The sequence below is a fragment of the Mesorhizobium sp. M0954 genome, from assembly GCF_040319155.1.
In the GTDB taxonomy this organism is placed as follows: domain Bacteria; phylum Pseudomonadota; class Alphaproteobacteria; order Rhizobiales; family Rhizobiaceae; genus Mesorhizobium.
This window is the reverse complement of record NZ_JAMYNR010000006.1, coordinates 40,094-66,307: the sequence shown is the minus strand read 5'-3', so window position 1 is coordinate 66,307 and position 26,214 is coordinate 40,094. Positions and strand designations below refer to the sequence as shown.

Sequence of the window (26,214 nt, the reverse complement as noted above, 5' to 3'; positions counted from 1 at the left end):
AAATGCGCCTGTGAAGCGGCGATGACGGGAGCCACCAAAGAATGATCGGACTCGTGCTTGTAACGCACGGTCAACTGGCCGCCGAGTTCCGCAATGCCGTGGAACATGTCGTTGGGCCACAAGACAATTTCGAGACCGTGGCGATCGGTGCCGACGACGATATGGAACAGCGCCGCCGCGACATTATCGAGGCAGTCGGCCGCGTCGATACGGGATCAGGCGTCATCGTTTTGACCGACATGTTCGGCGGCACGCCCTCTAACCTCGCCATTTCCGTGATGGAATCCGGGCGTATCGAGGTCATTGCCGGCATGAACCTGCCGATGCTGATCAAGCTGTCCAGCGTTCGCAAGGGCGACAACATGACGGCCGCGCTGGATGAGGCGCAGGCTGCCGGCCGCAAATACATCAATGTCGCCAGTCAACTCCTGAGCAGCAAATGAGCGCGCTGTTGCCGGAAAAGGACAAGATCGTTCGCGACTTTCCAATCGTCAACCAGCGCGGCCTGCATGCGCGCGCCTCGGCCAAGTTCGTTCAAATCGCCAGCGGCTTCAACGCCACGGTCCAGGTCGAGAAGGACGGCGTCAAGGTCGGCGGCACCTCGATCATGGGCCTGATGATGCTGGCGGCGAGCCCCGGTTATTCGATACGCGTCACCGCCACCGGCCCGGAGGCCGAAGAGGTCATCGATGCGCTGGAGCAACTGGTTGCTTCCCGTTTCGGCGAGGAGTGCTGACGGCTTCGCCGACGGCACCTGCTACGGCATGTTCGGGCGCAACCTTGCGGCGGTGAAGGAAATCGCATTTTTGCGCGACCGTCGCGTATTTTGTTCTTGCTTTGTGCCGGCAGCTATGCTACTAATTTCACTATGGTGCCAATTGGCCCCGAAGACCCGCCCGCCGAGGCGGGTTTTTGTTTCCGGCTTTGAAAGTGTTGCCGATCTGAGGTCTGAGGGACGGCCACCTTGGACAGCACCCCTTCTGCGCGCTCTCATGGCCGCCGCCGCTGAAGACATGCACGGATAAAGATTTCTTTATATCCCATTGTCGTCCCACTCCCGATCTGCTAGTCAGGCCGGCAACTCGCGCCCTCCGAAATGCCTTCGGGGCGGGCGCGTCCCGCAATCAATTCGCATCGGAGCACTGCCATGACGGGTAGCAAGGACTATGTGGTCGCTGACATCGCGCTTGCCGGCTGGGGCCGCAAGGAGATCGAGATCGCCGAAACCGAAATGCCCGGCCTGATGGCCTGCCGCGAGGAATTCGGCGACAAGAAGCCGCTCAAGGGCGCGCGCATCACCGGTTCGCTGCACATGACCATCCAGACGGCGGTGCTGATCGAAACGCTGAAAGCGCTCGGCGCCGACATCCGCTGGGCTTCCTGCAACATCTTCTCGACCCAGGACCACGCTGCCGCGGCCATTGCCGAAGCCGGAATTCCGGTCTTTGCCGTCAAGGGCGAGACGCTGGAGGACTATTGGGTCTACACCGACAAGATCTTCCAGTGGGCCGATGGCGGCACCTCCAACATGATCCTCGACGACGGTGGCGATGCCACCATGTACATCCTGATCGGCGCCCGCGCCGAGGCCGGCGAGGATGTGCTGTCCAATCCGGGCAGCGAAGAGGAAGAGATCCTGTTTGCCCAGATCAAGAAACGCATGCAGGCATCGCCCGGCTTCTTCACCAAGCAGAAGGAAGCGATCCGCGGCGTCACCGAAGAGACGACGACCGGCGTCAACCGGCTCTATCAGTTGCAGAAAAAAGGCCTGCTGCCGTTCCCGGCGATCAACGTCAATGATTCCGTCACCAAGTCGAAATTCGACAACAAATATGGCTGCAAGGAATCGCTTGTCGACGGCATTCGCCGCGGCACCGACACGATGATGGCTGGCAAGGTCGCGGTTGTCTGCGGCTATGGCGACGTCGGCAAGGGCTCGTCGGCTTCGCTCAAGGGCGCCGGCGCCCGCGTCAAGGTCACCGAGGTCGATCCGATCTGCGCGCTGCAGGCGGCGATGGACGGTTTCGAGGTGGTCACGCTCGAAGACGCGGCGCCGACGGCCGACATCGTCATCACCACCACCGGCAACAAGGACGTCGTTACCCTCGACCACATGCGCCTGATGAAGGACATGGTGATCGTCGGCAACATCGGTCACTTCGACAACGAGATCCAGGTGGCCTCGCTGCGCAACCTGAAATGGACCAACATCAAGCCTCAGGTGGACATGATCACCTTCCCGGACGGCAAGCGGATGATCCTTTTGTCGGAAGGCCGTCTGCTCAACCTCGGCAACGCCACCGGCCATCCGAGCTTCGTCATGTCGGCGTCCTTCACCAATCAGGTGTTGGCCCAGATCGAGCTGTACACCAAGCCCGGTCAGTACGAGAACCAGGTCTATGTCCTGCCGAAGCATCTCGACGAAAAGGTCGCGCGCCTGCATCTCGACAAGCTCGGTGCCCGCCTGACCGAACTGTCCGGCGAACAGGCCGCCTATATCGGCGTCACTCCGCAGGGACCGTTCAAGCCGGAACACTACCGCTATTAACCACGGCGAAACTTGCCACTAGATATTGAAGCCGGGCGATTGACTTTTCGCCCGGCTTTATTTTTGCGCTGATTGATTCTTCACGCCGATTCGCGCAAGCGCTATGGTGCTGATTCGCGGTCCGGGGACGAGGCCCGGGCGCACGCATCAGGGCGGTCTTGCATTCAGGCGGCGAAGAGGACCAAGACATGCCGGGGGATAACCCGCCTTGCGCGGGACAGGCCGTTTCCGGCGGCCATAACGATTCGATCACGGGCTCCGCTGCTAGAGGCGGCAGCCTTCTATGGCGCGCCGGCAGCCGTGTCGGGGTGCTGCTTGCTTCTTCCGCGCTGGTTGGTCCGCTGCTTGGCTTTACTGCACATGCCCAAACCCGCGTGGCGCAAAAGGCCGGGCTGTCGGTCAGCACGGTCGAGGTCATGCAACTCGCCATGTTCGTCGGCGTCATGGGGGCGGCATTGCTGTCGGCCATCTTTCTGATCCGCGAACGGGCGCGCACCGCGGCGGAAAATGCCGAGCTCAGGACCCGTATCGCCGACGTCAATGCCGCGCTGCAGCGCTCGGAGGCGCTGCTCCATTCCCGCGATCAGCGCGTGGTGGTATGGGCGGCCGAGAACAAGAAGCCCGAGCTTGTCGGGACATTGCCGATCGAGAGCGGCGCGCCGGAGGACCGGGCGGCCTTCCTGGCTTTCGGCCGCTGGCTGATGCCGCGTTCGGCGGCTGCACTCGAACATGCCGTCGCGGCACTGCGGGACAAGGCAAAGCCGTTCGATCTGGTCATCGAATCGCAGGCCGGCCAGCCGCTCGAGGTTCACGGCCGCAAGAGTGCGGCGCATGTGCTGGTTCGCTTCGTCTCGCTTTCGGAGACACAGCGAAGCCAGGCCAGGCTGAAGATCGAGAACCAGCGCTTAGCCGCCGACCATGAGACGCTGATCGGTCTTCTGGATGCGCTCAAGATGCCGTCATGGCTGCGTACTGTCGACGGGCGGCTGAAATGGGTCAACCGCGCCTATGCCGAAGCGGTCGAGGCCGAGAATGCCGAAGCGGCGGTCCGCGATGGCAAGGAATTCCTCGGCGGCCAGGCGCGCGACACGATCGCTGCGCAGCACAGGTCGCGCGCGGTCTTTGAACAGACGCTCTCCACGGTCATCGAAGGCGACCGCCGTATGTTTGCCGTGACCGATTTTGCCGGGGCGGATGGTTCGGCTGGTCTTGCCTGCGACATCAGCGCTATCGAGGCCATTCGCGCCGAATATGAGCGGACCATGCAGAGCCACGCCGACACGCTCGATCAGCTCAACACCGCCGTGGCGATTTTCGACACCGACGAGAAATTGCGGTTTTTCAATCAGGCGTTCCAGAAACTATGGGGCCTCGACAGCGGCTTCCTGCACAGCGCGCCGGACAACGCCTTGCTGCTCGACCGCCTGCGCAGCGAAGGCAAGATCGCCGAGCAGCCCGAATGGCGGCGCTGGAAAGAGAGCCTGCTCGGCGCTTACCGCGCGGTTGAATCGCAGGAGCATTGGTGGCATCTGCCGGACGGCAAGACCATTCGCGTCGTCGCCAATCCGCAGCCCAAGGGCGGCGTCACCTGGGTGTTCGAGAACCTGACCGAGAAGATGGACCTTGAAAGCCGCTACCAGACCGCCGTCCGGGTCCAGGGCGAGACGCTCGACAACCTCGCCGAAGGCGTCGCTGTGTTCGGCCCCGACGGCAGGCTGAGACTGTCGAACCCGGCGTTCGCGGCATTGTGGGGGCTGGATGCCGATGCCTCAAAACCCAACGTCCATGTCTCGACGATCCGCGACCTTTGCGACCGCCGTGCCGTCGACAGTCCGTGGGGCGGGTTCGTTGCCGCCATCACCGGCTTCGACGACGAGCGCCGCGACCGCCACGGCCAAACCGAATTGAACAACGGCACCGTTTTGCGCTACGCCGTCATCCCTTTGCCCAACGGCCAGGTGATGATGACCTTCGTCGACGTTACTGACAGCGTCAATGTCGAGCGGGCGCTGAAGGACAAGAATGAGGCGCTGCAAAAGTCCGACCAGATCAAGAACGAATTCGTGCAGCACGTCTCATATGAGCTTCGCTCGCCACTCACCAACATCATCGGCTTTACCGAGCTTCTTTCACTGCCGTCGACTGGTCCGCTGAACCAGAAGCAACGCGAATATATCGGGCATGTCGGCTCGTCCTCCTCGGTCCTGCTCACCATCGTCAACGACATCCTCGACCTGGCGACGGTGGATGCCGGCATCATGGAACTCGACATTTCCGAAGTTCACATCGATCGAACCATTACGGCTGCCGCCGAACTGGTCGCCGACCGGCTGGAGGAACATGCGATCAAGCTCAGGATCGACGCGGCGGCCGCGCCGAAAACCTTCCACGGCGACGAGATCCGCGTCCGCCAGATCCTCTTCAATCTGCTCAGCAATGCCGCCAATTACGCGCCGGAGGCGAGCACCATAACGCTCGCCTGCCGCCAACTTGCCGACGGCGTGGAATTTTCCGTTCACGATGACGGCCCCGGCATGCCGCCGGACCTGCTTGACTCAGTGTTCCGGCGCTTCGAGCCGCGCACCAATGGCGGCCGCCGCCGTGGCGCCGGGCTCGGCCTGTCGATCGTCAAGAGCTTTGTCGAACTGCATGGCGGCAGCGTCCGCATCGAGACCGGCAGGGATAAGGGCACCACGGTTGTTTGCGCCTTTCCCGACACGCCGTCCGGCATCCGCGCGGCGGCCGAGTAGCGCGTTCGATGGCGGTATTGGTGCTGGAGCGTTTTCTCGCCGACGAGGCTGCGACGGCAAGGTTCGGCGAGGATCTCGCCATGTCGCTGCGCGTTGGCGACGTGCTCGCCCTCAAGGGCGATCTCGGCGCCGGCAAATCGACCTTGGCACGGGCGCTGATCAGGGCACTGGCCGACGATGCCGGGCTCGACGTGCCGAGCCCGACCTTCACGCTGGTCCAGAGCTACGACACGCATGTGCCGGTTCATCATTTCGATCTCTACCGCTTGGGCACGGCATCCGAGCTGGACGAGCTGGGCTTCGACGAGGCGCTGACGCAAGGCGCCGCGCTGGTCGAATGGCCGGAGCGGGCAGAGGCATATCTGCCGAAAACCTCGGTGCTGGTCGAACTTCTCGAGCAGGGCGACGGCCGACTGGCGAGACTATCGGGAGAGGGCGCCGCCTTCGAGCGCGCGGCGCGATCGCTGGCAATGCGCGATTTTCTCGGGCAGGCCGGTTGGGGCGAAGCGCAGCGACGATATTTCATCGGTGATGCCTCGGCTCGCTCCTACGAGATCGTCACGCTCGCCGGATTTCCGCCGCGCGTGCTGATGAACTCGCCAAGGCTGGTGCTCGGACCGCCAGTCCGCGACGGCAAACCCTATGCCGAGATCGCTCACACCGCGCAATCCGTTTCGGCGTTCGTCGCCATCGACCGGGCCTTGCGGGCCGGCGGCGTCAGCGTCCCGGAAATCCATGCCCAGGATCTCGAGCAGGGTTTTCTTCTGCTGGAGCATCTCGGTTCCCAAGGCTTCCTCGACAAGCGCGGCCAGCCGGTGGCCGCGCGTTATGCGGCGGCGGCCGAACTGCTTGCCATGATGCACGGCAAAACATGGCCGGCCCGCATGCAGGCCGGCCCCGGCGTCTTCCACGACGTGCCGCCTTTCGACCGCGACGCCATAATGATCGAGGCCGAATTGCTGGTCGATTGGTATGTCCCGGCGATATCAGGCGCTCCGCCTAGAGAGGCGCTGCGCGCCGGTTACCGCAGCGAATGGAGTGCGGTGCTCGATCGGCTGGAGGGGCGCGAATACACGCTGATGCTGCGCGACTTTCATTCGCCCAACCTGATCTGGCGCGCTGACCGTTTCGGTCACGACCGCCTCGGCGTCGTCGATGTCCAGGATGCGCTGATCGGTCCGTCAGCCTACGACGTCGCCTCGCTCGCCATGGACGCGCGCGTCACCATCTCACCTGAAATCGAAAAGCACACGCTCGCCGCCTACATCGCCGCGCGACGTGCTGCCGGTGCCTTCGATGAGAACGAATTCCGCGAAACCTATGCAATCATGGCCGCACAGCGCAATTCCAAGATCCTCGGCATCTTCGTGCGGCTCGAAAAACGCGACGGCAAGCCTTATTATCTGAAGCATCTGCCGCGCATCCGCGACTATCTTCGCCGGGCACTGGCGCATCCGGCGCTGGCCGGGCTGCAGGATTTCTACATCGCCCACGGCTTGCTGGAGGAACGCTCGATTTGACGGCTAAGGATTTGGGCCTGAAGGCGGCGGATGAGCAGCCGATGCCGACGACCGCCATGGTGCTCGCCGCCGGGCTCGGCAAGCGCATGCGGCCGATCACCGACACCATGCCGAAGCCGCTGGTCAAGGTCGCCGGCAAGACATTGCTCGACTGGGGGCTGGACTGCCTAGCCGGAGCCGGCGTCGCCAAGGCCGTCGTCAACGTCCATTACCTCCCGCAACAGATCGTGGACCATGTAGCCCGCCGCAGTGCGCCGAGAATCGTCATCTCGGATGAGAGTAGGGGCTTGCTTGACTCCGCCGGTGGTATCGTCAAGGCATTGCCCAGGTTAGGGGCGCCCTTCTATGTGCTCAACGCCGACACCTTCTGGATCGACAGCGGCGTTTCCAATCTCAGGCGACTTGCGCTTGCATGGGAGGGCGCGACAATGGACATTCTGCTGATGCTTGCGGATCTCCAGTCGGCAACCGGACATAGCGGCGGCACCGATTTCCTGATGGCGCCGGACGGCGCCTTGCGGCGTGCGAACAACGATCCGGCCGGCCTGATCTATGCCGGCGCCGCAATCGTCCATCCGCGCATCTTCAAGGATGCGCCAGCCGGCCCGCTGTCGCTCAACGCCTATTTCGATGCGGCAATCGCCGCCGGCCGCCTGTTCGGCATGAAAATGCAGGGTCACTGGATTACTGTCGGCACACCTGACGCGATCCCGCGGGCGGAAGCAGCGGTCGCCGCCGCGCTTGCCGGCACGCCCAATGCTGTCGGTGAGGCACCCGGCGCTCTTACCGAGTCGAAATGAGCGGCTCCCGCCGCGTTTTCTCGATCCCGCCCGGAGCGCCGTTCCTGCCGACGCTGGCCGAGGCGCTGCTTGCGGGGCGCTTGGTTCCCGGCTTCGCCTATGACGGCGATCCGCTGGCGCTGGCCGATCTCACCATCTATGTGCCGACACGCCGTGCGGCGCGGGCGCTTCGCGGCGTCTTCGTCGATGCTCTCTCGCGCTCGGGAAGCCGCTCGGCGATCCTGCCGGTCATCCGCCCGCTTGGTGAGTTCGATGAGGATGAAGCCGCCTTCGAGGCAGGAGGTTCGGCCGCCATCGACCTTGCGCCGCCGATCGCCGCGGTCGAGCGTCTTCTGCTGCTTGCGCCGCTGGTGCGGGCGTGGAAACGCCGCCTGCCGGCACATGTCGCGGCATTGTTCGACGAGGAGATCGTCATACCGGCCTCCGCCGCCGACGCCATCTGGCTGGCGCGCGACCTTGCACGCCTGATGGATGAGATCGACACTGAAGGCACGGATTGGGCAAGGCTCGCCGACCTTGTAACCGGCAATCTTGCAGGCTGGTGGCAGGTGACACTCGACTTCCTGACCATCGTGACGGAGAACTGGCCGAACCTGCTCGAGGAACGCCATCGTTCCAATCCGGCCGCGCATCGTAATGCCCTGATAAGGCTGGAGGCGGCGCGGCTGAAGCGTAATCCGCCAGCCGGACCGGTGATCGCCGCCGGTTCCACCGGCTCCATTCCCGCCACGGCCCAGCTGCTTGCCGTGATCGCCGGTCTGCCCAATGGCGCCGTTGTGCTGCCCGGGCTCGACCGGGCATTGGACGAGCCATCCTTTGCCGCGATCACCACACCGGGCGCGCGCCCAGCCGTGCTTGGCCACCCGCAATACGGCCTGGCAAAGTTGATCGGCAAGATCGGCGTGCCGCGCGCCGATGTCGAGGAGCTTGCTGTTGCGCCGCGACCGCTTGCGCTGCGCGCCGCACTTGTCGGCGAAGCGCTGCGCCCGGCGGAGACCACCGAGCTCTGGGCCGAGACGCGCGCCCGCTTTAGGGCCGGCGATATTGCCGAGGCCTTCGCCGAGGTGACGCTTCTCGAAGCCGCCAGCGAACGCGACGAAGCCGTGGCGATCGCCGTCGCGCTCAAACAGGCTGTCGAACGGCCCGGCCAGCGCGCCGCACTCGTCACCGGCGAGCGCGCACTGGCGCGGCGCGGCTCAGTCGAGCTGCTGCGCTTCGGCGTTGCCGCCGACGATTCCGGCGGCACGCCGCTGATCAACACACCAGCCGCCAGCCTGCTCAGGCTGGCGCTTCAGGCAGCCTTCCGCCCGGGCGACCCCGTCGCCCTGCTGTCGCTGCTCAAGCATCCCCTGCTTGGCCTCGGCCTGGAGCGGGCAAGCGTGCGCCATGCGGCCGAAATCGTCGAACTTGTGGCGCTGCGCGGTGGCACAGGGCGTCCGGACGTGGCGTCGCTGCCGCAGCTCTTCGACACCCGGCTCCTCGAATTCGACGGCAGCGGCAATCGCCGCCCACCCTTCTGGTGGCCGCGGCTTTCGGTCAGGCGCATCGAACAGGCGCGCGACCTGCTGATCCGGCTAACGGCCGCGCTGGCGCCGCTGGTTGCTCTTCGCGGCGACGAGAATGCCGATCTTGCCACCCTTGTGCGCGCCAGCGTCGTTGCGCTCGAAAGTCTCGGCCGCGCCGCTGACGGCAGCCCGAGCGAACTCTATGCGGGCGATGCCGGCGAAAAGCTCGCCGAGCTCTTGCGCGGGCTGGTCGCGGCCTCGGTGTCGTTCTCCTTCGCGGCTGACGAATGGCCTGACGTGATGGAGGCGATGATCGCGCCCGAGACGGTCAAGCCGGCGCAGGGCACCGACAGGAACATCGCCATCTGGGGTGCGCTGGAAGCGCGGCTTCAGGATGTCGACACGCTGGTCGTCGGCGGCCTCAACGAAGGCGTGTGGCCGCGCAAGCCGGAGAGCGACCGCTTCATGTCGCGGCTGATGAAGACCGGCATCGATCTTGAACCGCCCGAGCGGCGCATCGGCCTTGCCGCCCATGATTTCCAGATGGCCATGGGCGCCAAAAAAGTGGTGCTGGCTCGCTCCGGCCGCTCCGGCGATGCACCGTCGGTACCTTCGCGCTGGCTGCAGCGCATCCTTACATTCGTCGGCGAGGACCACGCTGCTGCACTTCGCCGGCGCGGCGACGAACTGCTTGCCTGGGCGCGTGTGCTCGATGCCGGCGAAAAGCAGGACTTTGCGCCGCGGCCGCAGCCGAAACCGCCGCTCGCCGCGCGGCCGCACCACTTCTCGGTCACCGAGATCGAAACGCTGCGCCGCGATCCCTATGCGGTCTATGCCAGAAGGATACTCGGCCTGATGCCGCTCGATCCGGTCATTCGCGATCCGGGCGCTGCCGAGCGTGGCACGCTGTTTCACGCCATTCTGCACCTCTTCTCGGCGAGGGTGGCCGACCCGCGCGCGCCAGAGGCGCTGGACGGGCTCATCGCCGCAGGCCGCTCCTGCTTTGCCGAGGCGGCGCTGCCGGCCGATGTCGAGGCGGTGTGGTGGCCACGCTTCGAAAAGCTTGCCGTCGGCATCATCGAATGGGAGCGCGGCCGGGCCGCAGCCGTGGCACGGCGGCACGCCGAGGAACGCGCCGAAAAGACCGGTGTGGGCCGATCCGGTGTGACCCTGTCCGGCTATGCCGATCGCATCGATCTGCTGGCCGGCGGCATGGCCGACATCCTCGATTACAAGACCGGCTCCTCGCCATCCAAAGCACAGGCGCACACGCTGCTCGCGCCGCAACTGGCACTCGAGGGCGCGCTGCTCAGGCGCGGCGCTTTCAAGGAGCTTGGCGCATGCGAGCCGTCGCAACTGGCCTTCGTGCGGCTGAGGCCGAATGGCGAAGTGTTCGAGGAATCCATCCTCGAATACAACCGCAAGCCGCGAACCGCCGCCGATCTCGCCGAAGAAGCGTGGGCGCGGCTGGAAAAACTGCTGATCCACTACGCCGACCCGGCGACCGGCTATCTGTCGCGGGCGCTGCCGTTCCGCGAGGGCGAGACCGACGGCGACTACGACCATCTCGCCCGCGTGCTCGAATGGTCCGCCGGCGGCGACGCCGATGACGAGGGAGGGGAGGCATGAAAAAGGCCTACCCCATTCCAAGCGACACTGCCGCGAGCCAGGCAAGCGCGTCCGACCCGCGCAATTCCGCCTGGGTGTCGGCCAATGCCGGATCGGGCAAGACCCATGTACTCGCCCAGCGCGTTATCCGGCTGTTGCTGCGCGGCACCGATCCGTCCAAGATCCTGTGCCTGACCTATACGCGTGCCGCCGCCGCCAACATGTCGAACCGGGTGTTTTCGACGCTGTCGCAATGGACGGCCCTGGGCGATGCCGAGCTCTCGACACGGATAGAGGCGCTGGACGGCCGCCAGCCCGACCGCGAAACCATGCGCCGGGCGCGGCGGTTGTTTGCCGGGGCGCTGGAAACACCGGGCGGGCTGAAGATCCAGACCATCCACGCCTTCTGCGAATCGGTGCTGCATCAGTTCCCGCTGGAAGCCAATATCCCTGCGCATTTCGAAATGCTCGATCCGCAAATGGAGGCTTCGCTGTTTGCCGCCGCCCGCCGCGACATGATTTCGGGCGGCGTTGCAGGCGATGCGGCATTGTCCGAGGCCTTCGCCACCGTGCTGGAGCGCGGCGGCGAGCATGGGCTCGACGCACTGCTGGCCGAGATCGTGCGCAAGCGCGATGGTTTGCGTGCGTTCATCGCCGCGGCCGGCGGCGATGGTTTTCAGGCGCTGTTCGACGAGTTCCATTTCCGCGCCGGCCAGACGGCCGAAGGTATAGCCGCCTCGGTCTGGCCGCTGCCCGGCTTCCTGCCGGATTATCTCGTCACCTTTTCACGGGCAGCCGAGGCCGCCGATGCGCGCATCCTGCTGAACAATCTGCTGCCATACGCCCGCCTTGCCTTTGCCGAAGAGGATCCGGTACGTCGCCTGAATTTGCTCTCCAAGGCTTTCCTGAGGGCCGACGGCGAGCCTTACGATCCGGCAAAGACGTTTAAAAGGGCATTGCTTCACCGGTTGCCCGATCTTGCCGAACGATATCTGGCGGCGGTCGACGCCATTCTTGAAATCTCCGACCGGCTGGCCTTGTTCAGGATGCTGGAAGGCACGCGTGCGGCGCTGACCATCGCCGACTGGCTGATCGCCCGCTACGAGCAATTGAAGCGCGCGCGCGGCTTCCTCGACTTCAACGACCTGATCACCCGCACGGTCCATCTACTGGCGCGGCCCGACGCCGGCCCATGGGTGCAGTACAAGCTCGACCAGGGCATCGACCACATCCTCCTCGACGAGGCGCAGGACACCAGTCCCGACCAGTGGGAGGTAGTCAAGCGGCTGGCGGAGGAGTTCTTTGCCGGGCTCGGCGCACGCGACGCCGTCCACCGCACCATCTTTGCGGTCGGCGACGAAAAGCAGTCGATCTATTCCTTCCAGGGAGCCGCCCCGGACTCCTTTGCCGACAGCCGGCTTTTGTTTGCCGGCAAAGTCAGATCCGCCGCCGCCGCCTTCGCCGATCTCAAGCTAACCTGGTCGTTTCGCTCGACCGACGACGTGCTTGCGGCGGTGGATCGTGTCTTTGCTGACCCGAACGTGCGGCGCGGCATCAGCCACGATCCCGATCCGCTCGACCACAAGGCGATCCGCAACGATGCGCCGGGCTATGTCGACGTCTGGCCCTCGCTCGGCGCCGACATCGTCGACGAACCGGACGACTGGACGCAAGCGGTGGATCACGCCCACGCACCGGCGGTGCGCGTTGCCGAAAACGTTGCAGCGACCATTGCCGGCTGGATCGGCGGCGGCGAGGTCATCGAAGGGCGTGGCAAGAAACTCCGGCCCGGCGACGTGCTGGTGCTGGTGCGCAAGCGCGATCGCTTCGTCCATGCGCTGACGCGGGCGCTGAAGCGCCGCGACATCCCGGTGGCCGGCGCCGACCGGCTCAGCCTGCCTGGCCATATCGCGGTGAAGGACCTGATCGCACTCGGTCACTTTCTCATCCAGCCCGAGGACGATCTGTCGCTGGCCGCCGTGCTGCGCAGCCCGATCTTCGATGTCTCGGAAGAGCAGCTTTTCGCGCTTGCTGCGGAGAGGCCATCGAGCGTCTCGCTGATCGCCTCGCTGCGCCGGCATGCCGGCGAAAGCGAGGCGTTGGCCGCCGTCGTCAGCCGGCTCGGCACATGGTCGAACGAGGCCGCATTCAAGCCGGTGTTCGAATTCTATGCTGCAGCTCTCGCCCGCGACGGCCTGCGCAAGAAGATGATCGCGCGGCTCGGGCCGGAGGCCGGCGACGTCCTCGACGAATTCCTGAATTTCTGCCTGGCCGAGGAGCGGACCGGCCTGCCGGGACTGGAATCCTTCCTGTCGACGTTGGAAAACGCCGGCCCCGAGATCAAGCGCGAAATGGACCAGACCCGCGACGAGGTTCGCGTCATGACCGTGCATGCCGCCAAAGGCCTGGAGGCGCCGGTGGTATTCCTTGTTGATGGCGGCTCCGCGCCGTTCAGTGACCAGCATCTGCCGAGATTGATGCCGTTCGAAGGCTCGGGCGACTGCTGGGAGGGCAAGGGCTATCTCTGGCGTTCGGCCAGCGATGTCGCAAATGGGTTTTCACGCGCCGCATCGGCCCGCGCCCGCGAGCTCGCCGACGACGAATACCGCCGGCTGCTCTATGTCGGCATGACCCGCGCCGAGGATCGGCTGATCGTCTGCGGCTACCACGGCAAGCGGGCGCCGAATATCGGTACCTGGCATTCGATCGTCAGCCGCGCACTGGTCGGTGCCGCAGAGAGCGAAGAACGCCGGCATCCCGCCACTGGCGAGACCGTGCATCGTTTCCAGGTGACGAAACTGCCGCCCATGCCACCGGCGTCAGTGGATGAGGCACGACAGACTGAACGCTTTGCGCCATTGCCGGAAACCCTGTTCCGGCCTCTGCCGCCCTTCGAGGAATTGCCGCGGCCGCTCTCGCCGTCCGGCGCCTCGGTGCTGATCGACGAGGCGCGGCAAGCGGTGGCCGACACGCGTTCGCCGGTGCTGGATGCCGACGCCGAGCCCGGCTTTGCCGTCGTGCGCGGGCTGGCGCTGCACAAATTGCTGCAGATGCTGCCCGGCATCGCCGAGGGAACACGCCGGGATGCCGCCGAACGCTATCTGGCAAGAGCCGGCGCGGCATGGCCCGACGACGAGCGCGACAAGGCCCTGGCTGGCGTTTTCAGAATTCTTGCCGACAGCCGCTTCGCGCCGCTGTTTGCGCCAAACTCGCGCGCCGAAGTCGCCATCATGGGCAGCCTGGAGGTAAGGGGCAAACTGCGCTCGATTTCCGGCAAGATCGACCGGTTGGCAGTAACGCCGGACAAGGTTTCGATCGTCGACTACAAGACCAATCGGCCAGCGCCAGCTACGCTCGCCGAAGTGCCGCAAGCCTATGTTCTGCAGCTCGCACTTTATCGCGCGCTGCTTCAGCCGCTCTATCCGGGACGCGAGGTCTCGGCGGCGCTGCTGTTCACCGAGGTGCCGCGGCTGATCGAGCTGCCGGCAGCGGCCATGGACGACGCGCTTGCTAGACTCACGGGAGCGTGACACAACACTTGCTTGAAGACGGACACGATCACCACCACATTTGGTGGGACGAATAAATCGAAAGGATCTCAGCATGGCCACCGTCAAGGTCGACAAGAGCAATTTCCAGGCCGACGTGCTCAACGCCAAGGAGCCGGTCGTGGTCGATTTCTGGGCGGAATGGTGCGGCCCGTGCAAGATGATCGCCCCGGCGCTCGAGGACATCGCCATCGAACTCGGCAGCAAGATAAAGATCGCCAAGCTCAACATAGACGAGAATCCTGAGCTGGCCGCGCAGTTCGGCGTGCGCTCGATCCCGACGCTGATGATCTTCAAGGGCGGCGAAGTCGCCGACATGAAGGTCGGTGCTGCGCCGAAAACTGCATTGTCGCACTGGATCAACGGCAGCCTCGCCTGATCCGATCAAAATTTTGCAGAAAAGCCCGGCCTCGCGCCGGGCTTTCTTGTGGCGTCACCGATCCGCAGATCTGGCACTCGCCACTTGCAGTCTCATGCTCTTGTCTGGCTTAAAGCAGGAGAAGCGATATGACCGGATCCGCCAAGGCCACCGTCTTCATCGACAATGAGCGCGTCATCGTCACCGAATACCGCTTCGCCCCGGGCGACAACACCGGCTGGCACCGCCATGGCCACGACTATGTGATCGTGCCGTTGACCGACGGCAAGGTGAAGCTCCTGACCAAGGATGGCGAATCCTTTGCCGAGATGAAGAAGGGCGCCCCGTATTTCCGCAACGAGGGCGTCGAACATGACGTCATCAGTGCAAACGATGGCGAATTCGCCTTCATCGAGGTCGAGCTGAAGTAGTCCACCAACCATCGGCTGCGCCGCTACAATTGTCCCGGCGAGGCGCGATCACCAATCCGCGATACGATCGCCGCCGACGAATTGTGCGCTTTTTTCAGTGTATTCGAACAGTTCTATCCTCACGCCGTTGGGGTCGCGGATCCAAGCCTGGTAGGTGTCATCGCACGCGCGTTTCTTGGAAGTGACATCAACCCCCTTTGACCTCAGATGGGCGATCGCGGCGTCGATGTTTTCCACTTCGAGGCAGAAGTGGTTGATCTGGTTCAAGTCGCCATAGCTGGCGCCGTCTTTCTGGAACACCTCGACATGGCTACGGCTGCCGCAATTGAGGTAGAAGCCGAAAATCTTCCCGTCGCGCAGGAAATTGAACTGGGTGTCCATGCCGAGGACGTCCCGATAGAAGCTTCGCGTCATCTCCAGGTCATTCGCGAAAATGCAAACGTGTGCGAGCTGCTTTACCTTGATCATGATTGGCTCCTCGCGGTGGTCTGACAAGTGTGGCGTCACCGTGGCCCGGCTGAAGCACGCCTCAAACCGGCGGCGTGCCGTTTTCGGCCAACACCGCGCCGGCCAGGTAAAGTGACCCGCCGATCAGGATGCGCGGCGGCGGTCCGTCCCATGTGTCGCGCAGCAGCATCAGCGCATTGGCGACGGAACTGACCGGTTCGGCCGACAGGCCGGCCTCGATGGCGCGGGTCGCCAGCTCGTCGTTCGGCACGCCCGCGTCGCTCAGGCTCACCGGCACGGTGTAGACATGCCGGACCAGCCCTTTGAAGGCGCGGAAATAGCCGCTCTGGTCCTTGGTGTTGATCATACCCGAGATCAGGAACAGCGGACGCGGGTTCTTTTCCTCCTGCTCGGCCAGCGCCTCGGCGACGACCACGCCAGCGCCGGGATTGTGGCCGCCGTCGAGCCAGATGTCGGCGCCCTTCGGCGCCAGTTCGCTCAGCCGTCCTTGCGGCAGCTTTTGCATGCGGCCCGGCCAGGCAACATTCGCCATCGCCTTCTCGGCAGCGCGGTGGCTGATCTCGAAGCCCGCCGCCTTGACCGCCGCGATCGCCGCCGCCGCATTGGCGAATTGATGGCGCCCCGGCAGGCGCGGCGGCGGCAGGTCCATCAATCCGTCTTCGTCCTGATAGACCATGCGCCCGTTTTCCTCATAGGCAAGGAAATCCTGGCCATAGACGAAGGCGGGGCAGTCGAGCCGCTCGGCGGTTTCGATGAGCACCTGCTGGGCCGTCTCGCTTTCCTGCGCGCCGATGACGACCGGGCATCCGCGCTTGATGATGCCGGCCTTTTCGGCGGCGATCAGCTCGACGCGGTCGCCGAGATAGGCTTCGTGGTCGAGCGACACCGGCATGATCACCGACACGGCCGGCTCGGCGATGACATTGGTGGCGTCGAAGCGGCCGCCAAGGCCAACCTCGAGGATGACGGCATCGGCTGGATGTTCGGAAAACAGCAGGAAGGTGACGGCGGTGAGGATTTCGAAGACGGTGATCTTCTGGCCTTGATTGGCTTTGGCGACGCGGGCGATGGCTTCGGCGAAGACCTTGTCGTCGACCAGCCTGCCGCCGCCATCTGCGGCCAGCCGGTAGCGCTCGTGCCAGTTCACCAGATGTGGCGAGGTGTGGACGTGGACGCGGTAGCCGGCGGCTTCGAGCAGCGCCCGTGAAAAAGCAGCACAGGAGCCCTTGCCGTTGGTGCCGGCGATGTGGATGACCGGCGGCAGCTGGTCCTGCGGATTGCCGAGCCGCTCGAGCAGCCGCGAAATGCGGTCGAGCGAAAGGTCGAAGCCCTTCGGATGAAGCGCCATCAGGCTTTCGATTTCGCGGTCGGCGGCAAGCGTGGTCATGGCGAATCCTAGGCGCGCCGCGGACGGCGCGCAATCGCAGTTCGTGGCGAATGCGTCAGGCGTGCGGCCGGGCTTCGGCCGGAATCACCGACGGCGGCAAGATTTCCGGTTCCTGAGATTTTTGCTCCTCCGGCAGCTTGAGCAGCATTCTCAGCAGCCGTGCAATGGTCTGGCGCATCTCCAGCCGTGACACCACCATGTCGACCATGCCGTGTTCCATCAGATATTCGGCGCGCTGGAAGCCGTCAGGCAGCTTTTCGCGGATGGTCTGCTCGATGACGCGCGGGCCGGCAAAGCCGATCAGGGCGCCGGGCTCGGCAATATGCACGTCGCCCAGCATCGCATACGAGGCGGTGACGCCGCCGGTCGTCGGGTTGGTCAGGACGACGATGTAGGGCAGGCCGGCCTCCTTCAGCCTGTCGACGCCGACCGTGGTCCGTGGCAACTGCATCAGCGACAGGATGCCTTCCTGCATACGGGCGCCGCCGGAGGCCGCAAACAGGATCAGCGGCCGCTTGCGCTGCAAGGCGACCTCGAAACCATGCACGATGGCGTCACCTGCCGCCATGCCGAGCGAGCCGCCCATGAAGGCAAAATCCTGCACCGTCACCACCACCGGCACGCCCTCGACCGTGCCCAGCGCATTGATGATGGCGTCTTCCATGCCGGTCTTGGCTTTGGCATCCCTCAGCCGGTCTACGTAGCGCTTCTCGTCGCGGAACTTGAGCGGATCCTGAACGACCTTGGGGTTTTCCAGCGTCTCGTATTTGCCGTCGTCGAGGAAGAATTTCAGCCGTTCCTTAGCCGATATCTTCATATGGTGGCCGGAGGACGGGATGACGAATTGGTTCTGCTCCAGATCCTTATGGAACACCATTTCGCCGGTCTCGGGATCCTTGATCCACAGGTTTTCCGGCATGTCGGTGCGGCGGCCGAGCATCGAATTGATCTTCGGGCGGACGTAATTGGTGATCCAGTTCATCGCTTCGGCTCCTGTCCTTACGAAGAGTTAGACCATGATCCCGAAAAGTGGAAACCGGTTTTCGCTGGAGATCATGGCCAACCAGAAGATCAAGATTATTCGGCGGCAGCAAGGCGAGCCGCGCGAACCCCCTGCGAAAGCCCGCTGACCAGCGTGGCGACGGCCTCGGCCGGATCGGCGGTCTTTTCGCCCTTCGGCCCCAGCACGTTGGCGACTGCATTGACAATCGCGGTGCCGACAACGACGCCGTCGGCCGACGCTCCAATGGTGCGCGCCTGCTCGGCGGTCTTGACGCCGAAGCCGACGCAGACCGGCAGGTCGGTATGGCTCTTGATGCGCTTGACCGCTGCCGCCACCTTGCCGGTGTCGGCCAGCGCCGAACCGGTAATGCCGGTCATCGACACATAATAGACGAAGCCGGACGTGTTCTGCAGCACCTTGGGCAGGCGCTTGTCGTCGGTGGTCGGCGTCGCCAGCCGGATGAAATTGATGCCGGCCTTGAGTGCCGGGATACAAAGTTCTTCGTCCATCTCCGGCGGCAGGTCGACGACGATCAGCCCGTCTATACCGCTGGCCAGCGCATCGCTCAGGAAGCGCTCGACCCCGTAGATGTAGATCGGATTGTAATAGCCCATCAAGACGATCGGCGTTTCACTGTCGCCGGCGCGGAATTCCGAGGCCATCTTCAGCGTCTTGACCAAGGTCTGGCCGCCCTTCAGCGCCCGCAGGCCGGCCGCCTGGATCGCCGGGCCGTCGGCCATTGGATCGGAAAACGGCATGCCTAACTCTATGATGTCGCTGCCGGCGCCGGGCAGCGCCTTCATGATCGACAGGGACGTGTCGTAGTCCGGATCGCCGCCCATGAAATAGGTGACGAGTGCCGGTCGCCCCTCGGCCTTCAGCTTTGCCATGCGGCGGTCGATACGGGTGGCCATGATCAGATCTCCATGCCCAGCATATTGGCCACCGTATGCACGTCCTTGTCGCCGCGGCCGGACAGGTTGACGATGACGATCTGGTCCTTGTCCATGTCAGGCACGATCTTCACCGCCTGTGCGATGGCATGGGCCGATTCAAGCGCCGGAATGATGCCCTCGACGCGTGTCGTCAACTGGAACGCCTCCAGCGCCTCGCTGTCGAGGATCGGCACATAGTCGACGCGGCCGGAATCGCGCAGCCATGAGTGCTCGGGACCGACGCCCGGATAGTCGAGGCCGGCCGAGATCGAGTGACCGTCCATGATCTGGCCGTCGGCGTTCTGCAGAAGGTAGGTACGGTTGCCATGCAGCACGCCGGGCGCGCCGGCACTCATCGAGGCGCAATGCTCGATGCCGTCGAGCCCGCGGCCGCCGGCTTCGACGCCGATGATGCGCACCTCACTGTCGTCGAGGAAGGGATGGAACAGGCCGATAGCGTTGGAACCGCCGCCGACACAAGCGATGATGGTGTCCGGCAGCCGGCCTTCCTGCTTGAGGATCTGGGCGCGCGCCTCGGTGCCGATCACCGACTGGAAGTCGCGCACCAGCTCCGGATAGGGGTGCGGGCCGGCGGCGGTGCCGATCAGGTAATAGGTATCCTCGACATTGGTCACCCAGTCGCGCAGGGCCTCGTTCATGGCGTCCTTCAGCGTCCCGTGGCCGGCCGTCACCGGCCGCACCTCGGCGCCCAGAAGCTTCATGCGAAAGACGTTGGGGCTTTGCCGGGCGACATCGGTCGCGCCCATATAGACAATACAGGGTAGGCCGAAGCGCGCCGCCACTGTAGCGGACGCGACGCCATGCTGGCCGGCGCCGGTCTCGGCGATGATCCGCGTCTTGCCCATGCGCTTGGCGAGCAGGATCTGGCCGAGGCAGTTGTTGATCTTGTGCGAGCCGGTGTGGTTCAGGTCCTCGCGCTTGAAATAGACCTTTGCGCCGCCGCCGAGGCCCTTCGCCGAGGACACCTCACGAAGATGCCTGGTCAGGCCTTCGGCGAAATAGAGCTTCGACGGCCGCCCGGCGTAATGCGTCGAGAGATCGGTCAGTTCGGCCTTGAAATCCGGGTCGTTCTTGACCTCGTTCCAGTGCCGCTCCAGCTCAAGGATCAGCGGCATCAGCGTTTCGGCAACGAAACGACCGCCAAAAATGCCGAACATGCCCTGCTCGTCGGGGCCGGTGCGGAAGGAATTCGGTATCGCCGGCTTGTCCATCGCCGATCTCCTGGTCTGTGGTTTGAAGCGTGGTCAGGCGGCGCGGTTGTCGCGTGCTGCCCCGACGGCGCGGAAAAATTGTTCGATCAGCGCCGGTTCCTTGACGCCCGGCGCGCTCTCCACGCCCGAGGAAACATCTATTCCGGGCGGGTTCGCCAGCCGAAAGGCGTCGCCGATATTGCCGGCATTGAGCCCTCCGGAAAGCATGTAATCGACGCCGGCGTCAAGGCCAGCCAGAATGCGCCAGTCGAAGGCAAGACCGTTGCCGCCCGGCAATTCCGAACCCTTAGGCGGCTTGGCATCGAACAGGAAGCGGTCGGCAATGCCGATGAAGGGCTTGACTCGCCCGAGATCGGCGGCCTCGCTGACCGGCAGCGCCTTCATCACCGGCAAGCCGTAGCGGGCCTTCACCTCGGCCACCCGCTCGGGAGGCTCGGCGCCGTGAAGCTGCAGCATATCGGGCTGCATCTTTTCGACGATGTCATCCAGGAACGCATCGCTGGCGTCGACCGTCACGGCAACCGCCTTGGCCTTGCCGCGCGCCGCTTCGCGCAGGCGGCCGGCTTCCGCCGGCTCGACATAGCGCGGGCTTTTGGCAAAGAAAATGAAGCCGACATGGCTGGCGCCGCCGGCCAATGCCGCAGCCAGTGCCTTGTCGGTCTTCAACCCGCATATCTTGATGTCCAGCGCCATGGCGCGGGATTGGCATGAAACGGCCAAAGAGTCGAGAAAAAGCATCCTGTTTGCCGCCAGCGCGGAACGCGCTACCTTGCTAATGTAAGAGCGGAACGCGCTACCTTGCTAATATAAGCGCAACGCTACTTGCTCAGGCACAGAGGCGGGAGAACAAAGATCATGCCGGAAAAGACCGTCGCGGAACTCAGGCAAAAGCTGGCGCAGGCCCATGAGGTCATCGCTCATTTGATGGACAAGGCAGCCTTCAACGGCGCCGAGGCGCACCGGGCGCTGGCTTATTTCAGCAACGAGACCTTCGAGAAGGATTTCCTGCCCTGGCCGCGCCATGTCGATGAGGGGTTGCGGCCGGAGGAGTTGAACGCGGCCAATGACGATTGATCGGCAGTGCAGAATCTATTGAGGCCGGCGCGAAGGATCGCTACAGTTTCCATTTCGTGCCCCTACAAGCATCCTACTCGAACGCGATCGCCTGCAGCGCGCCGCCATTGCGCTTGAGCCAGTCCTTGCAGCGCTCGGTATCCGGGCAAAGCTGCTCGCATAGTTTCCAGAATTTCGGGCCGTGGTTCATCTCCTTGAGATGCGCCACCTCATGCGCGACGAGGTAGTTTATCACCGGCCGCGGCGCCATCATGATGCGCCAGGAAAACGACAGATTGCCGTCCGACGTGCACGATCCCCAGCGGCTCGACGTATCCTTGAAGCGGATCGCCTTGGCGCGCTTGCCGACCGCAGCACTGTGCTTGGTCACCAGCGCTTCGATCTCGCGCTTGGCTTCGCGCTTCAGGAAATCGGCGATGCGGCGCGGCAGATGCACACGCTCGCCATGCACGATCATCAGCGGTCCGCGCTCGTCGCGCGACAGCGTGACGGTTCCGCGTTTCGACGGTTCATGGACGATGCGATGCGGCACACCGCGCACCGGTACCTTGATGCCGGGCCGCACCTGCGGCCGGTTGGGTACCTTGGCCAGCCTTTGCTCCAGCCAGTCCTGATGGCGGTCGAGGAATTTTTCCACCTCGCCGCGGCGCAGCCCCGGCGGCACGGTGATGCGCAAACCGCGGCCGCCGGAATCGATGCGCAGCGTCAGGCGCCGCGCCCGGTCGTTCTCGACGATCTTGAGCGGCAGCGTGCGGCCGGCAACGCAATGCTCGCGCTCCACGACGGGCGTGGGCTTGGGTTTCGTCGGGGTGCGGAAGAAGCCGAAGGACATTCCGGGACGATACGTGATTCGAGGGAAACGACTAGAACAAAAAAGAAACGGCGCCGCTGACGCGACGCCGTTGGATTATCTATCTGGGCACGGGACCTTACTCGTCGAGCAGGCCTGGCGTGGAGTTGCCGCCGCGTTTGTTGTTCGTCGTCGAGCCAGTTGACCCACCCGTCGTGGGCGACGTCGACTTGTTGCGGTTGGCCATGAAGCGATCGAACTCTTCCTGGTCCTTGGCGCGGCGCAATTCACGGGCATATTCATCGAACTCGCTCAGCATCTCGTCGAGCTTGCGGCGTTCCTCGGCAAGCCGCTCGAGTTCCTTTTCGCGCCAGTCGTCGAAAGCGACGTTGCCGGTGCGTGCAGAGCCATGGCCCCAGCGCGCGGCCCTGTCGGAACCGCGGCGGCAACCGGCGAAGATGCCGTCGGTGGCGCGGTTGACGTCGCGCTTGAAGCCCTCGAGCCGATCGCCCCAGATGATGTAGGCGAGCATGGCTAAGCCGAGCGGCCAGAACACCATGAACCCGATCACCATCAACGCGATGGTCGCCGGCGTCCAGGCCGGACGGATCAATGCAGATGTGTTCATTTCTTCCAATCCTTCAGTTGGAGACAGCCAAATCCGGCTGCGTGCAATCGAAATGGGATGAAGAAAACGGCGATTCAAGACAGCAGCCGCCAAAACCGGACAAGCGGCTGAAATGATTATCGCTTTTTGAGCATTTCAAGGAAAAGCACGACCAATCCGGCGATCAGGCCCCAGAACGCCGCACCGACGCCGAACAGCGTCAGCCCCGATGCGGTGACGGCGAAGGTGACGGTGGCGGCCATCCGCTCGTCCTCGTCTTTCAAGGCGATCGACAGTGCATTGGCGAGCGGCGCCATCAGCGCCAGGCCGGCGACCAGCGCGATCAGGCTCTGCGGCAATACGGCGAAGATCGCCACCAGCGAGGCGCCGAACAGGGCAAAGACGAGATAGGCCAACGCATAGAACGGCCCGGTCTTCCAGCGCTCGGCCGGATCGGGATGCACGTCGGGCCCGGTGCAGATCGCCGCCGAGATTGCCGCCAGATTGGTGGTCGAGGCGCCGAGCGGCGCCGTCAGCAGCGAAAACAGGCCGGTGACGCCGATCAGCGGCCCTGGTTCGGGATGATAGCCGGCTGCCCTCAGCACGGCGAGGCCGGACAGGTTCTGCGAGGCCATGGTGACGAGATAGAGCGGCAAGGCGAGGCCGATGATCGCAGTGGCGGTGAACTGCGGCATCACCAGCGTCAAGCTCGAGAGTTCCGGTGCCGGCAGACCGCCGACCCGGCCGGTGAGGAAGGCGGCGAGACCGCCGCCGATCAGCACCAGCAGCACCGAGAGGGCCGGGTTGAACAGGCGGATGACGAAGAACGCCGCAACCAGCGGCAGGATCAGCCAGGGGTCGACGGGAACGGTTTTCACCGCATTGATGGCGAAGGTGACGACGATGCCGGCCAGCATTCCGGACGCGACGGACGCCGGTATTCTGGCGATCAGCTTGGTCAAGGGCCCGAACAGGCCGGTGGTGATCAGCAGGACCGCGGTGACGACGAAGGCACCAACCGCCTCACCCATCGAAAAGCCGGTCGACGCGGCGATCAGCGCCAAGCCTGGCGTCGACCAGGCGGTGATGACCGGCATTTTCGTACGCCAGGACAGCCACAGGCTCTCGATCGCCATCGCCAGGCAAAGCGCCGTCACCCAGCTTGCGGTCTCGACCTGCGTTGCGCCGACCGCCTTGGCGGCGGCAATGACGATGGCCAGCGTACCGCCGAAGCCGACGATCGCCGCCACGAAGGCGGACACCGGAATGGAAATGCGCATGTCTCTATCCCGCCTGCCGCACCATAGCGTCCACCGCCCGCACCAGCATGTCGAGATCCTGCGGCCGCGACAGGCGGTGGTCGCCGTCGGGAATGAGCGACAGCGTGACGTCGTCGGCCGGCAGCAGGCTGACCAGCTTCAGCGCATGGCTCGACGGCACGTCGGGATCGGCCAGGCCTTGCAGGATGTGGACCGGACAGTGCGTGTCGATCGGCCCGGTCATCACCCGGTTGTTGCGGCCGTCCTCGATCAGTGCGCGCGTGTAGATGTACGGTTCGGCGGAATAGTCCGACGGCTCTTCGAAAAAGCCCTTTTTCCTGAGGTTGCGCTTCTGCGCCCCGGTCAGCACCGGCTCCACCAGTTCGAATGTGAAATCGGGCGCCGGGGCCAGCAGCACAAGACCTGCGATGCTGTTCTCGCCCGCCTTGCGCAATTCCTGCACCATGCGCAGCGCGATCCAGGCGCCCATCGAGGAGCCGACCAGGATCTGCCTGCCCTGGGTGAAGCGGCGGAAAACCGCCAGGCTCTCGCCCAGCCATTTCGAGATGGTGCCGTCGGCAAAGGCGCCACCCGATTCGCCGTGGCCGGAATAATCGTGGCGCAGAAAGGCGCGACCTTCTTTGCGCGCCCATTCCGACAACGTTTCGGCCTTGGTGCCCAGCATGTCCGATTTGTAGCCGCCGAGCCAGACGATGCCGGGCTCGGCACCTGTCGCATGCCTGACGGCGATGCTCGTCCCGTCGACGTCCAGAAAGATCGGGGTGGTGGTCATGGTGTATTCCCTCACGCCGGTCTTTTGGCACAGCAAGGCATTCAACGAAAAGTGCTCCGCCACTTTCTTCGCTTGGTGCAGAGGAGCATTCCATCGAGCAGGTGATTTCCTGAGAATGCTGTGCTATTGACTCCGACCGCGCGCTCACCACATTGCGCGTTCGCAATTCTGAACCGAAGAACCCCTTAACGAAACGGCTCAAGGAGACCACGACCATTCGCAGACCTTTCAAAGCAGCGGCGCCCACCAAGGAAGGCCCGCGCTCCAACCGTGATATCCGGGTTCCCCGGGTCCAGCTAATCGACGCCGAAGGCCAGAACCGCGGCGATGTCTCCATCAACGATGCATTGCTGCTCGCCGAAGAGGCTGGGCTCGATCTGGTCGAGATATCGCCCAATGCAGTGCCGCCCGTCGTAAAGATCCTCGATCTCGGCAAGCTGAAATACGCCAACCAGAAGAAGGCGGCCGAGGCGCGCAAGAACCAGAAGGTCATCGAGATCAAGGAGATCAAGATGCGCCCGAACATCGACAGCCACGACTACGAGACCAAGATGAAGGCCGTCCGGCGCTTTTTCGAGGAAGGCGACAAGGTCAAGCTGACATTGCGCTTCCGCGGTCGCGAGATGGCGCATATGGAACTCGGCATGCAGCTTCTGAACAAGGTTCGCGAGGAAGTGGCGCCCATCGCCAAGGTCGAAGCCGAACCGAAGCTCGAAGGCCGCCAGATGATGATGGTGCTGGCGCCCCGCTAAAGCGCGTTGCGCTTTAGTTCTGTTTGTGCATGTCGTTGTCGCAAAACCGCTGCGCACTTTTGCGCGACGTGCATTAAATCCGCCTGAATCATATTGCAAGGCGTCCCGGCGATCGGCGGGGCGCCTGTTTCTTGGCCAGACGCTGCGATCGCCGGCGAGAGCAAAGACGCTCTGGTTCCCTCGACGATCGGATTCCCGACATGGTCAATGACGTCAAGCATTCGGAAGCCAAATATGGGCTGGGCAGCTACCAGCACACGCGCAGGATGGTGCTTGCCGTCGTCGTCGTCGTCCTTTTCGCTATGCTTTTGTTCGGGCAGTCGGTTTTTCCGCCCGATACGCCTGTGCATGAAACGATCGAAATGGTCGGCGTCCTGCTGATCTTTCTCGGCGTTGTCGGACGCTTGTGGTCGACGCTCTATATTGGTGGACGCAAATCCTCCGAAGTGGTGACCGGCGGACCCTATTCGATCACCCGCAACCCGCTCTATGTCTTCTCTACTTTAGCTGCCGCCGGTGTCGGCGCACAGATCGGCTCCATCACCGCCACGATCGGCTTTGGAGCGCTCTGCGCGGGTGCCTTTTACATCGTTATCCTGCGCGAGGAGAAATTCCTCAAGCAGGTTCTTGGCGCGCCATACCAGGCCTACCTGTTGAAAGTGCCGCGCTTCTTCCCGAAACTGTCGCTGTATCAGGAAGGCGACACCGGCGGCTTCAAGCCGCGCCTGCTGCGAACCACGCTGCTCGACGGTCTGGTCTTCCTGGTTGCCTTGCCGGCTTTCGAACTGATCGACGGCGCCCAGCAGTCCGGCATATTGCCGGTGCTGTTCCGTTTCCCCTGAGTAC

23 protein-coding genes are annotated in these 26,214 nt (G+C 64.0%); 13 read left to right on the top strand and 10 right to left on the bottom strand.

What is annotated here, in order from left to right:
• Nucleotides 1-41: 41 nt before the first annotated feature.
• The 10 genes from NKH93_RS10070 to NKH93_RS10025 all read left to right on the top strand — a co-directional run bounded on the left by NKH93_RS10070 (nt 42) and on the right by NKH93_RS10025 (nt 15,068).
• Nucleotides 42-443 (top strand): PTS sugar transporter subunit IIA, encoded by a 402-nt coding sequence (locus tag NKH93_RS10070; RefSeq protein ID WP_023677550.1) that lies wholly within the window; start codon nt 42-44, stop codon nt 441-443.
• Nucleotides 440-736, top strand: a complete 297-nt coding sequence (locus NKH93_RS10065) for an HPr family phosphocarrier protein (protein ID WP_023677551.1) — start codon at nt 440-442, stop codon at nt 734-736. Before NKH93_RS10070 ends, NKH93_RS10065 begins: the two co-directional genes overlap by 4 nt.
• Nucleotides 737-1,147: 411 nt before the next feature.
• On the top strand, nt 1,148-2,548 hold the full coding sequence (gene ahcY / locus NKH93_RS10060; protein ID WP_023677552.1) for an adenosylhomocysteinase: 1,401 nt from the start codon (nt 1,148-1,150) through the stop codon (nt 2,546-2,548).
• A gap of 188 nt (nt 2,549-2,736) precedes the next feature.
• Nucleotides 2,737-5,298 carry a sensor histidine kinase gene (locus NKH93_RS10055; protein WP_352539990.1) on the top strand — a complete coding sequence of 854 codons (2,562 nt, stop codon included), beginning with the start codon at nt 2,737-2,739 and terminating at the stop codon, nt 5,296-5,298.
• Between the two features lie 8 nt (nt 5,299-5,306).
• The gene (gene tsaE, locus NKH93_RS10050; protein WP_352970107.1) at nt 5,307-6,818 is read left to right on the top strand and encodes a tRNA (adenosine(37)-N6)-threonylcarbamoyltransferase complex ATPase subunit type 1 TsaE; all 1,512 of its coding nucleotides are present in this window, start codon (nt 5,307-5,309) and stop codon (nt 6,816-6,818) included.
• A 56-nt stretch (nt 6,819-6,874) separates the two neighbouring features.
• On the top strand, nt 6,875-7,618 hold the full coding sequence (locus NKH93_RS10045; protein WP_352540039.1) for a nucleotidyltransferase family protein: 744 nt from the start codon (nt 6,875-6,877) through the stop codon (nt 7,616-7,618).
• Nucleotides 7,615-10,752: a double-strand break repair protein AddB gene (addB, locus tag NKH93_RS10040; protein ID WP_352970104.1), complete on the top strand. Its 3,138-nt coding sequence runs from the start codon at nt 7,615-7,617 to the stop codon at nt 10,750-10,752. The genes NKH93_RS10045 and addB overlap by 4 nt, the downstream gene beginning before the upstream one ends.
• Nucleotides 10,749-14,261 (top strand): double-strand break repair helicase AddA, encoded by a 3,513-nt coding sequence (gene addA, locus NKH93_RS10035; RefSeq protein ID WP_352970103.1) that lies wholly within the window; start codon nt 10,749-10,751, stop codon nt 14,259-14,261. Before addB ends, addA begins: the two co-directional genes overlap by 4 nt.
• A 73-nt stretch (nt 14,262-14,334) precedes the next feature.
• The gene (gene trxA / locus NKH93_RS10030; RefSeq protein WP_023677558.1) at nt 14,335-14,658 is read left to right on the top strand and encodes a thioredoxin; all 324 of its coding nucleotides are present in this window, start codon (nt 14,335-14,337) and stop codon (nt 14,656-14,658) included.
• Nucleotides 14,659-14,786: 128 nt separating this feature from the next.
• Nucleotides 14,787-15,068: a cupin domain-containing protein gene (locus tag NKH93_RS10025; protein ID WP_023718287.1), complete on the top strand. Its 282-nt coding sequence runs from the start codon at nt 14,787-14,789 to the stop codon at nt 15,066-15,068.
• A gap of 48 nt (nt 15,069-15,116) precedes the next feature.
• On the opposite strand, the gene NKH93_RS10020 is transcribed toward NKH93_RS10025, so the two are convergent.
• The 6 genes from NKH93_RS10020 to NKH93_RS09995 form a co-directional block, all read right to left on the bottom strand.
• The gene (locus tag NKH93_RS10020; RefSeq protein WP_352472566.1) at nt 15,117-15,536 is read right to left on the bottom strand and encodes a VOC family protein; all 420 of its coding nucleotides are present in this window, start codon (nt 15,534-15,536) and stop codon (nt 15,117-15,119) included.
• Between the two features lie 61 nt (nt 15,537-15,597).
• Nucleotides 15,598-16,923: a bifunctional folylpolyglutamate synthase/dihydrofolate synthase gene (locus NKH93_RS10015; protein ID WP_352472565.1), complete on the bottom strand. Its 1,326-nt coding sequence runs from the start codon at nt 16,921-16,923 to the stop codon at nt 15,598-15,600.
• Nucleotides 16,924-16,978: 55 nt separating this feature from the next.
• On the bottom strand, nt 16,979-17,905 hold the full coding sequence (accD, locus tag NKH93_RS10010; protein ID WP_352682217.1) for an acetyl-CoA carboxylase, carboxyltransferase subunit beta: 927 nt from the start codon (nt 17,903-17,905) through the stop codon (nt 16,979-16,981).
• Nucleotides 17,906-18,000: 95 nt separating this feature from the next.
• Nucleotides 18,001-18,840, bottom strand: a complete 840-nt coding sequence (trpA, locus tag NKH93_RS10005) for a tryptophan synthase subunit alpha (protein WP_023677563.1) — start codon at nt 18,838-18,840, stop codon at nt 18,001-18,003.
• 2 nt (nt 18,841-18,842) lie between these two features.
• Nucleotides 18,843-20,093: a tryptophan synthase subunit beta gene (trpB, locus tag NKH93_RS10000; RefSeq protein WP_352970101.1), complete on the bottom strand. Its 1,251-nt coding sequence runs from the start codon at nt 20,091-20,093 to the stop codon at nt 18,843-18,845.
• A gap of 33 nt (nt 20,094-20,126) precedes the next feature.
• The gene (locus tag NKH93_RS09995) at nt 20,127-20,786 is read right to left on the bottom strand and encodes a phosphoribosylanthranilate isomerase (protein ID WP_352616834.1); all 660 of its coding nucleotides are present in this window, start codon (nt 20,784-20,786) and stop codon (nt 20,127-20,129) included.
• Between the two features lie 162 nt (nt 20,787-20,948).
• On the opposite strand from NKH93_RS09995, the gene NKH93_RS09990 reads away from it, so the two are divergent.
• Nucleotides 20,949-21,167: a hypothetical protein gene (locus tag NKH93_RS09990; RefSeq protein ID WP_254815955.1), complete on the top strand. Its 219-nt coding sequence runs from the start codon at nt 20,949-20,951 to the stop codon at nt 21,165-21,167.
• A 73-nt stretch (nt 21,168-21,240) separates the two neighbouring features.
• On the opposite strand, the gene NKH93_RS09985 is transcribed toward NKH93_RS09990, so the two are convergent.
• The 4 genes from NKH93_RS09985 to NKH93_RS09970 form a co-directional block, all read right to left on the bottom strand.
• Nucleotides 21,241-21,999 carry a M48 family metallopeptidase gene (locus NKH93_RS09985; protein WP_352451640.1) on the bottom strand — a complete coding sequence of 253 codons (759 nt, stop codon included), beginning with the start codon at nt 21,997-21,999 and terminating at the stop codon, nt 21,241-21,243.
• Between the two features lie 97 nt (nt 22,000-22,096).
• Nucleotides 22,097-22,585: a DUF2852 domain-containing protein gene (locus NKH93_RS09980; RefSeq protein WP_352451639.1), complete on the bottom strand. Its 489-nt coding sequence runs from the start codon at nt 22,583-22,585 to the stop codon at nt 22,097-22,099.
• 116 nt (nt 22,586-22,701) lie between these two features.
• Nucleotides 22,702-23,844 (bottom strand): benzoate/H(+) symporter BenE family transporter, encoded by a 1,143-nt coding sequence (locus tag NKH93_RS09975; protein ID WP_352472562.1) that lies wholly within the window; start codon nt 23,842-23,844, stop codon nt 22,702-22,704.
• Between the two features lie 4 nt (nt 23,845-23,848).
• Nucleotides 23,849-24,616, bottom strand: a complete 768-nt coding sequence (locus tag NKH93_RS09970; protein ID WP_352472561.1) for an alpha/beta hydrolase — start codon at nt 24,614-24,616, stop codon at nt 23,849-23,851.
• Between the two features lie 215 nt (nt 24,617-24,831).
• Here NKH93_RS09970 and infC point away from each other — a divergent pair, with 215 nt between their 5' ends.
• Nucleotides 24,832-25,368, top strand: coding sequence for a translation initiation factor IF-3 (gene infC / locus NKH93_RS09965; RefSeq protein WP_023677573.1), 537 nt, complete (start codon nt 24,832-24,834; stop codon nt 25,366-25,368).
• Between the two features lie 200 nt (nt 25,369-25,568).
• Entirely contained in the window at nt 25,569-26,210 is a 642-nt protein-coding gene (locus tag NKH93_RS09960; protein ID WP_352472560.1) for a methyltransferase family protein, read from the top strand.
• Nucleotides 26,211-26,214: the final 4 nt, after the last annotated feature.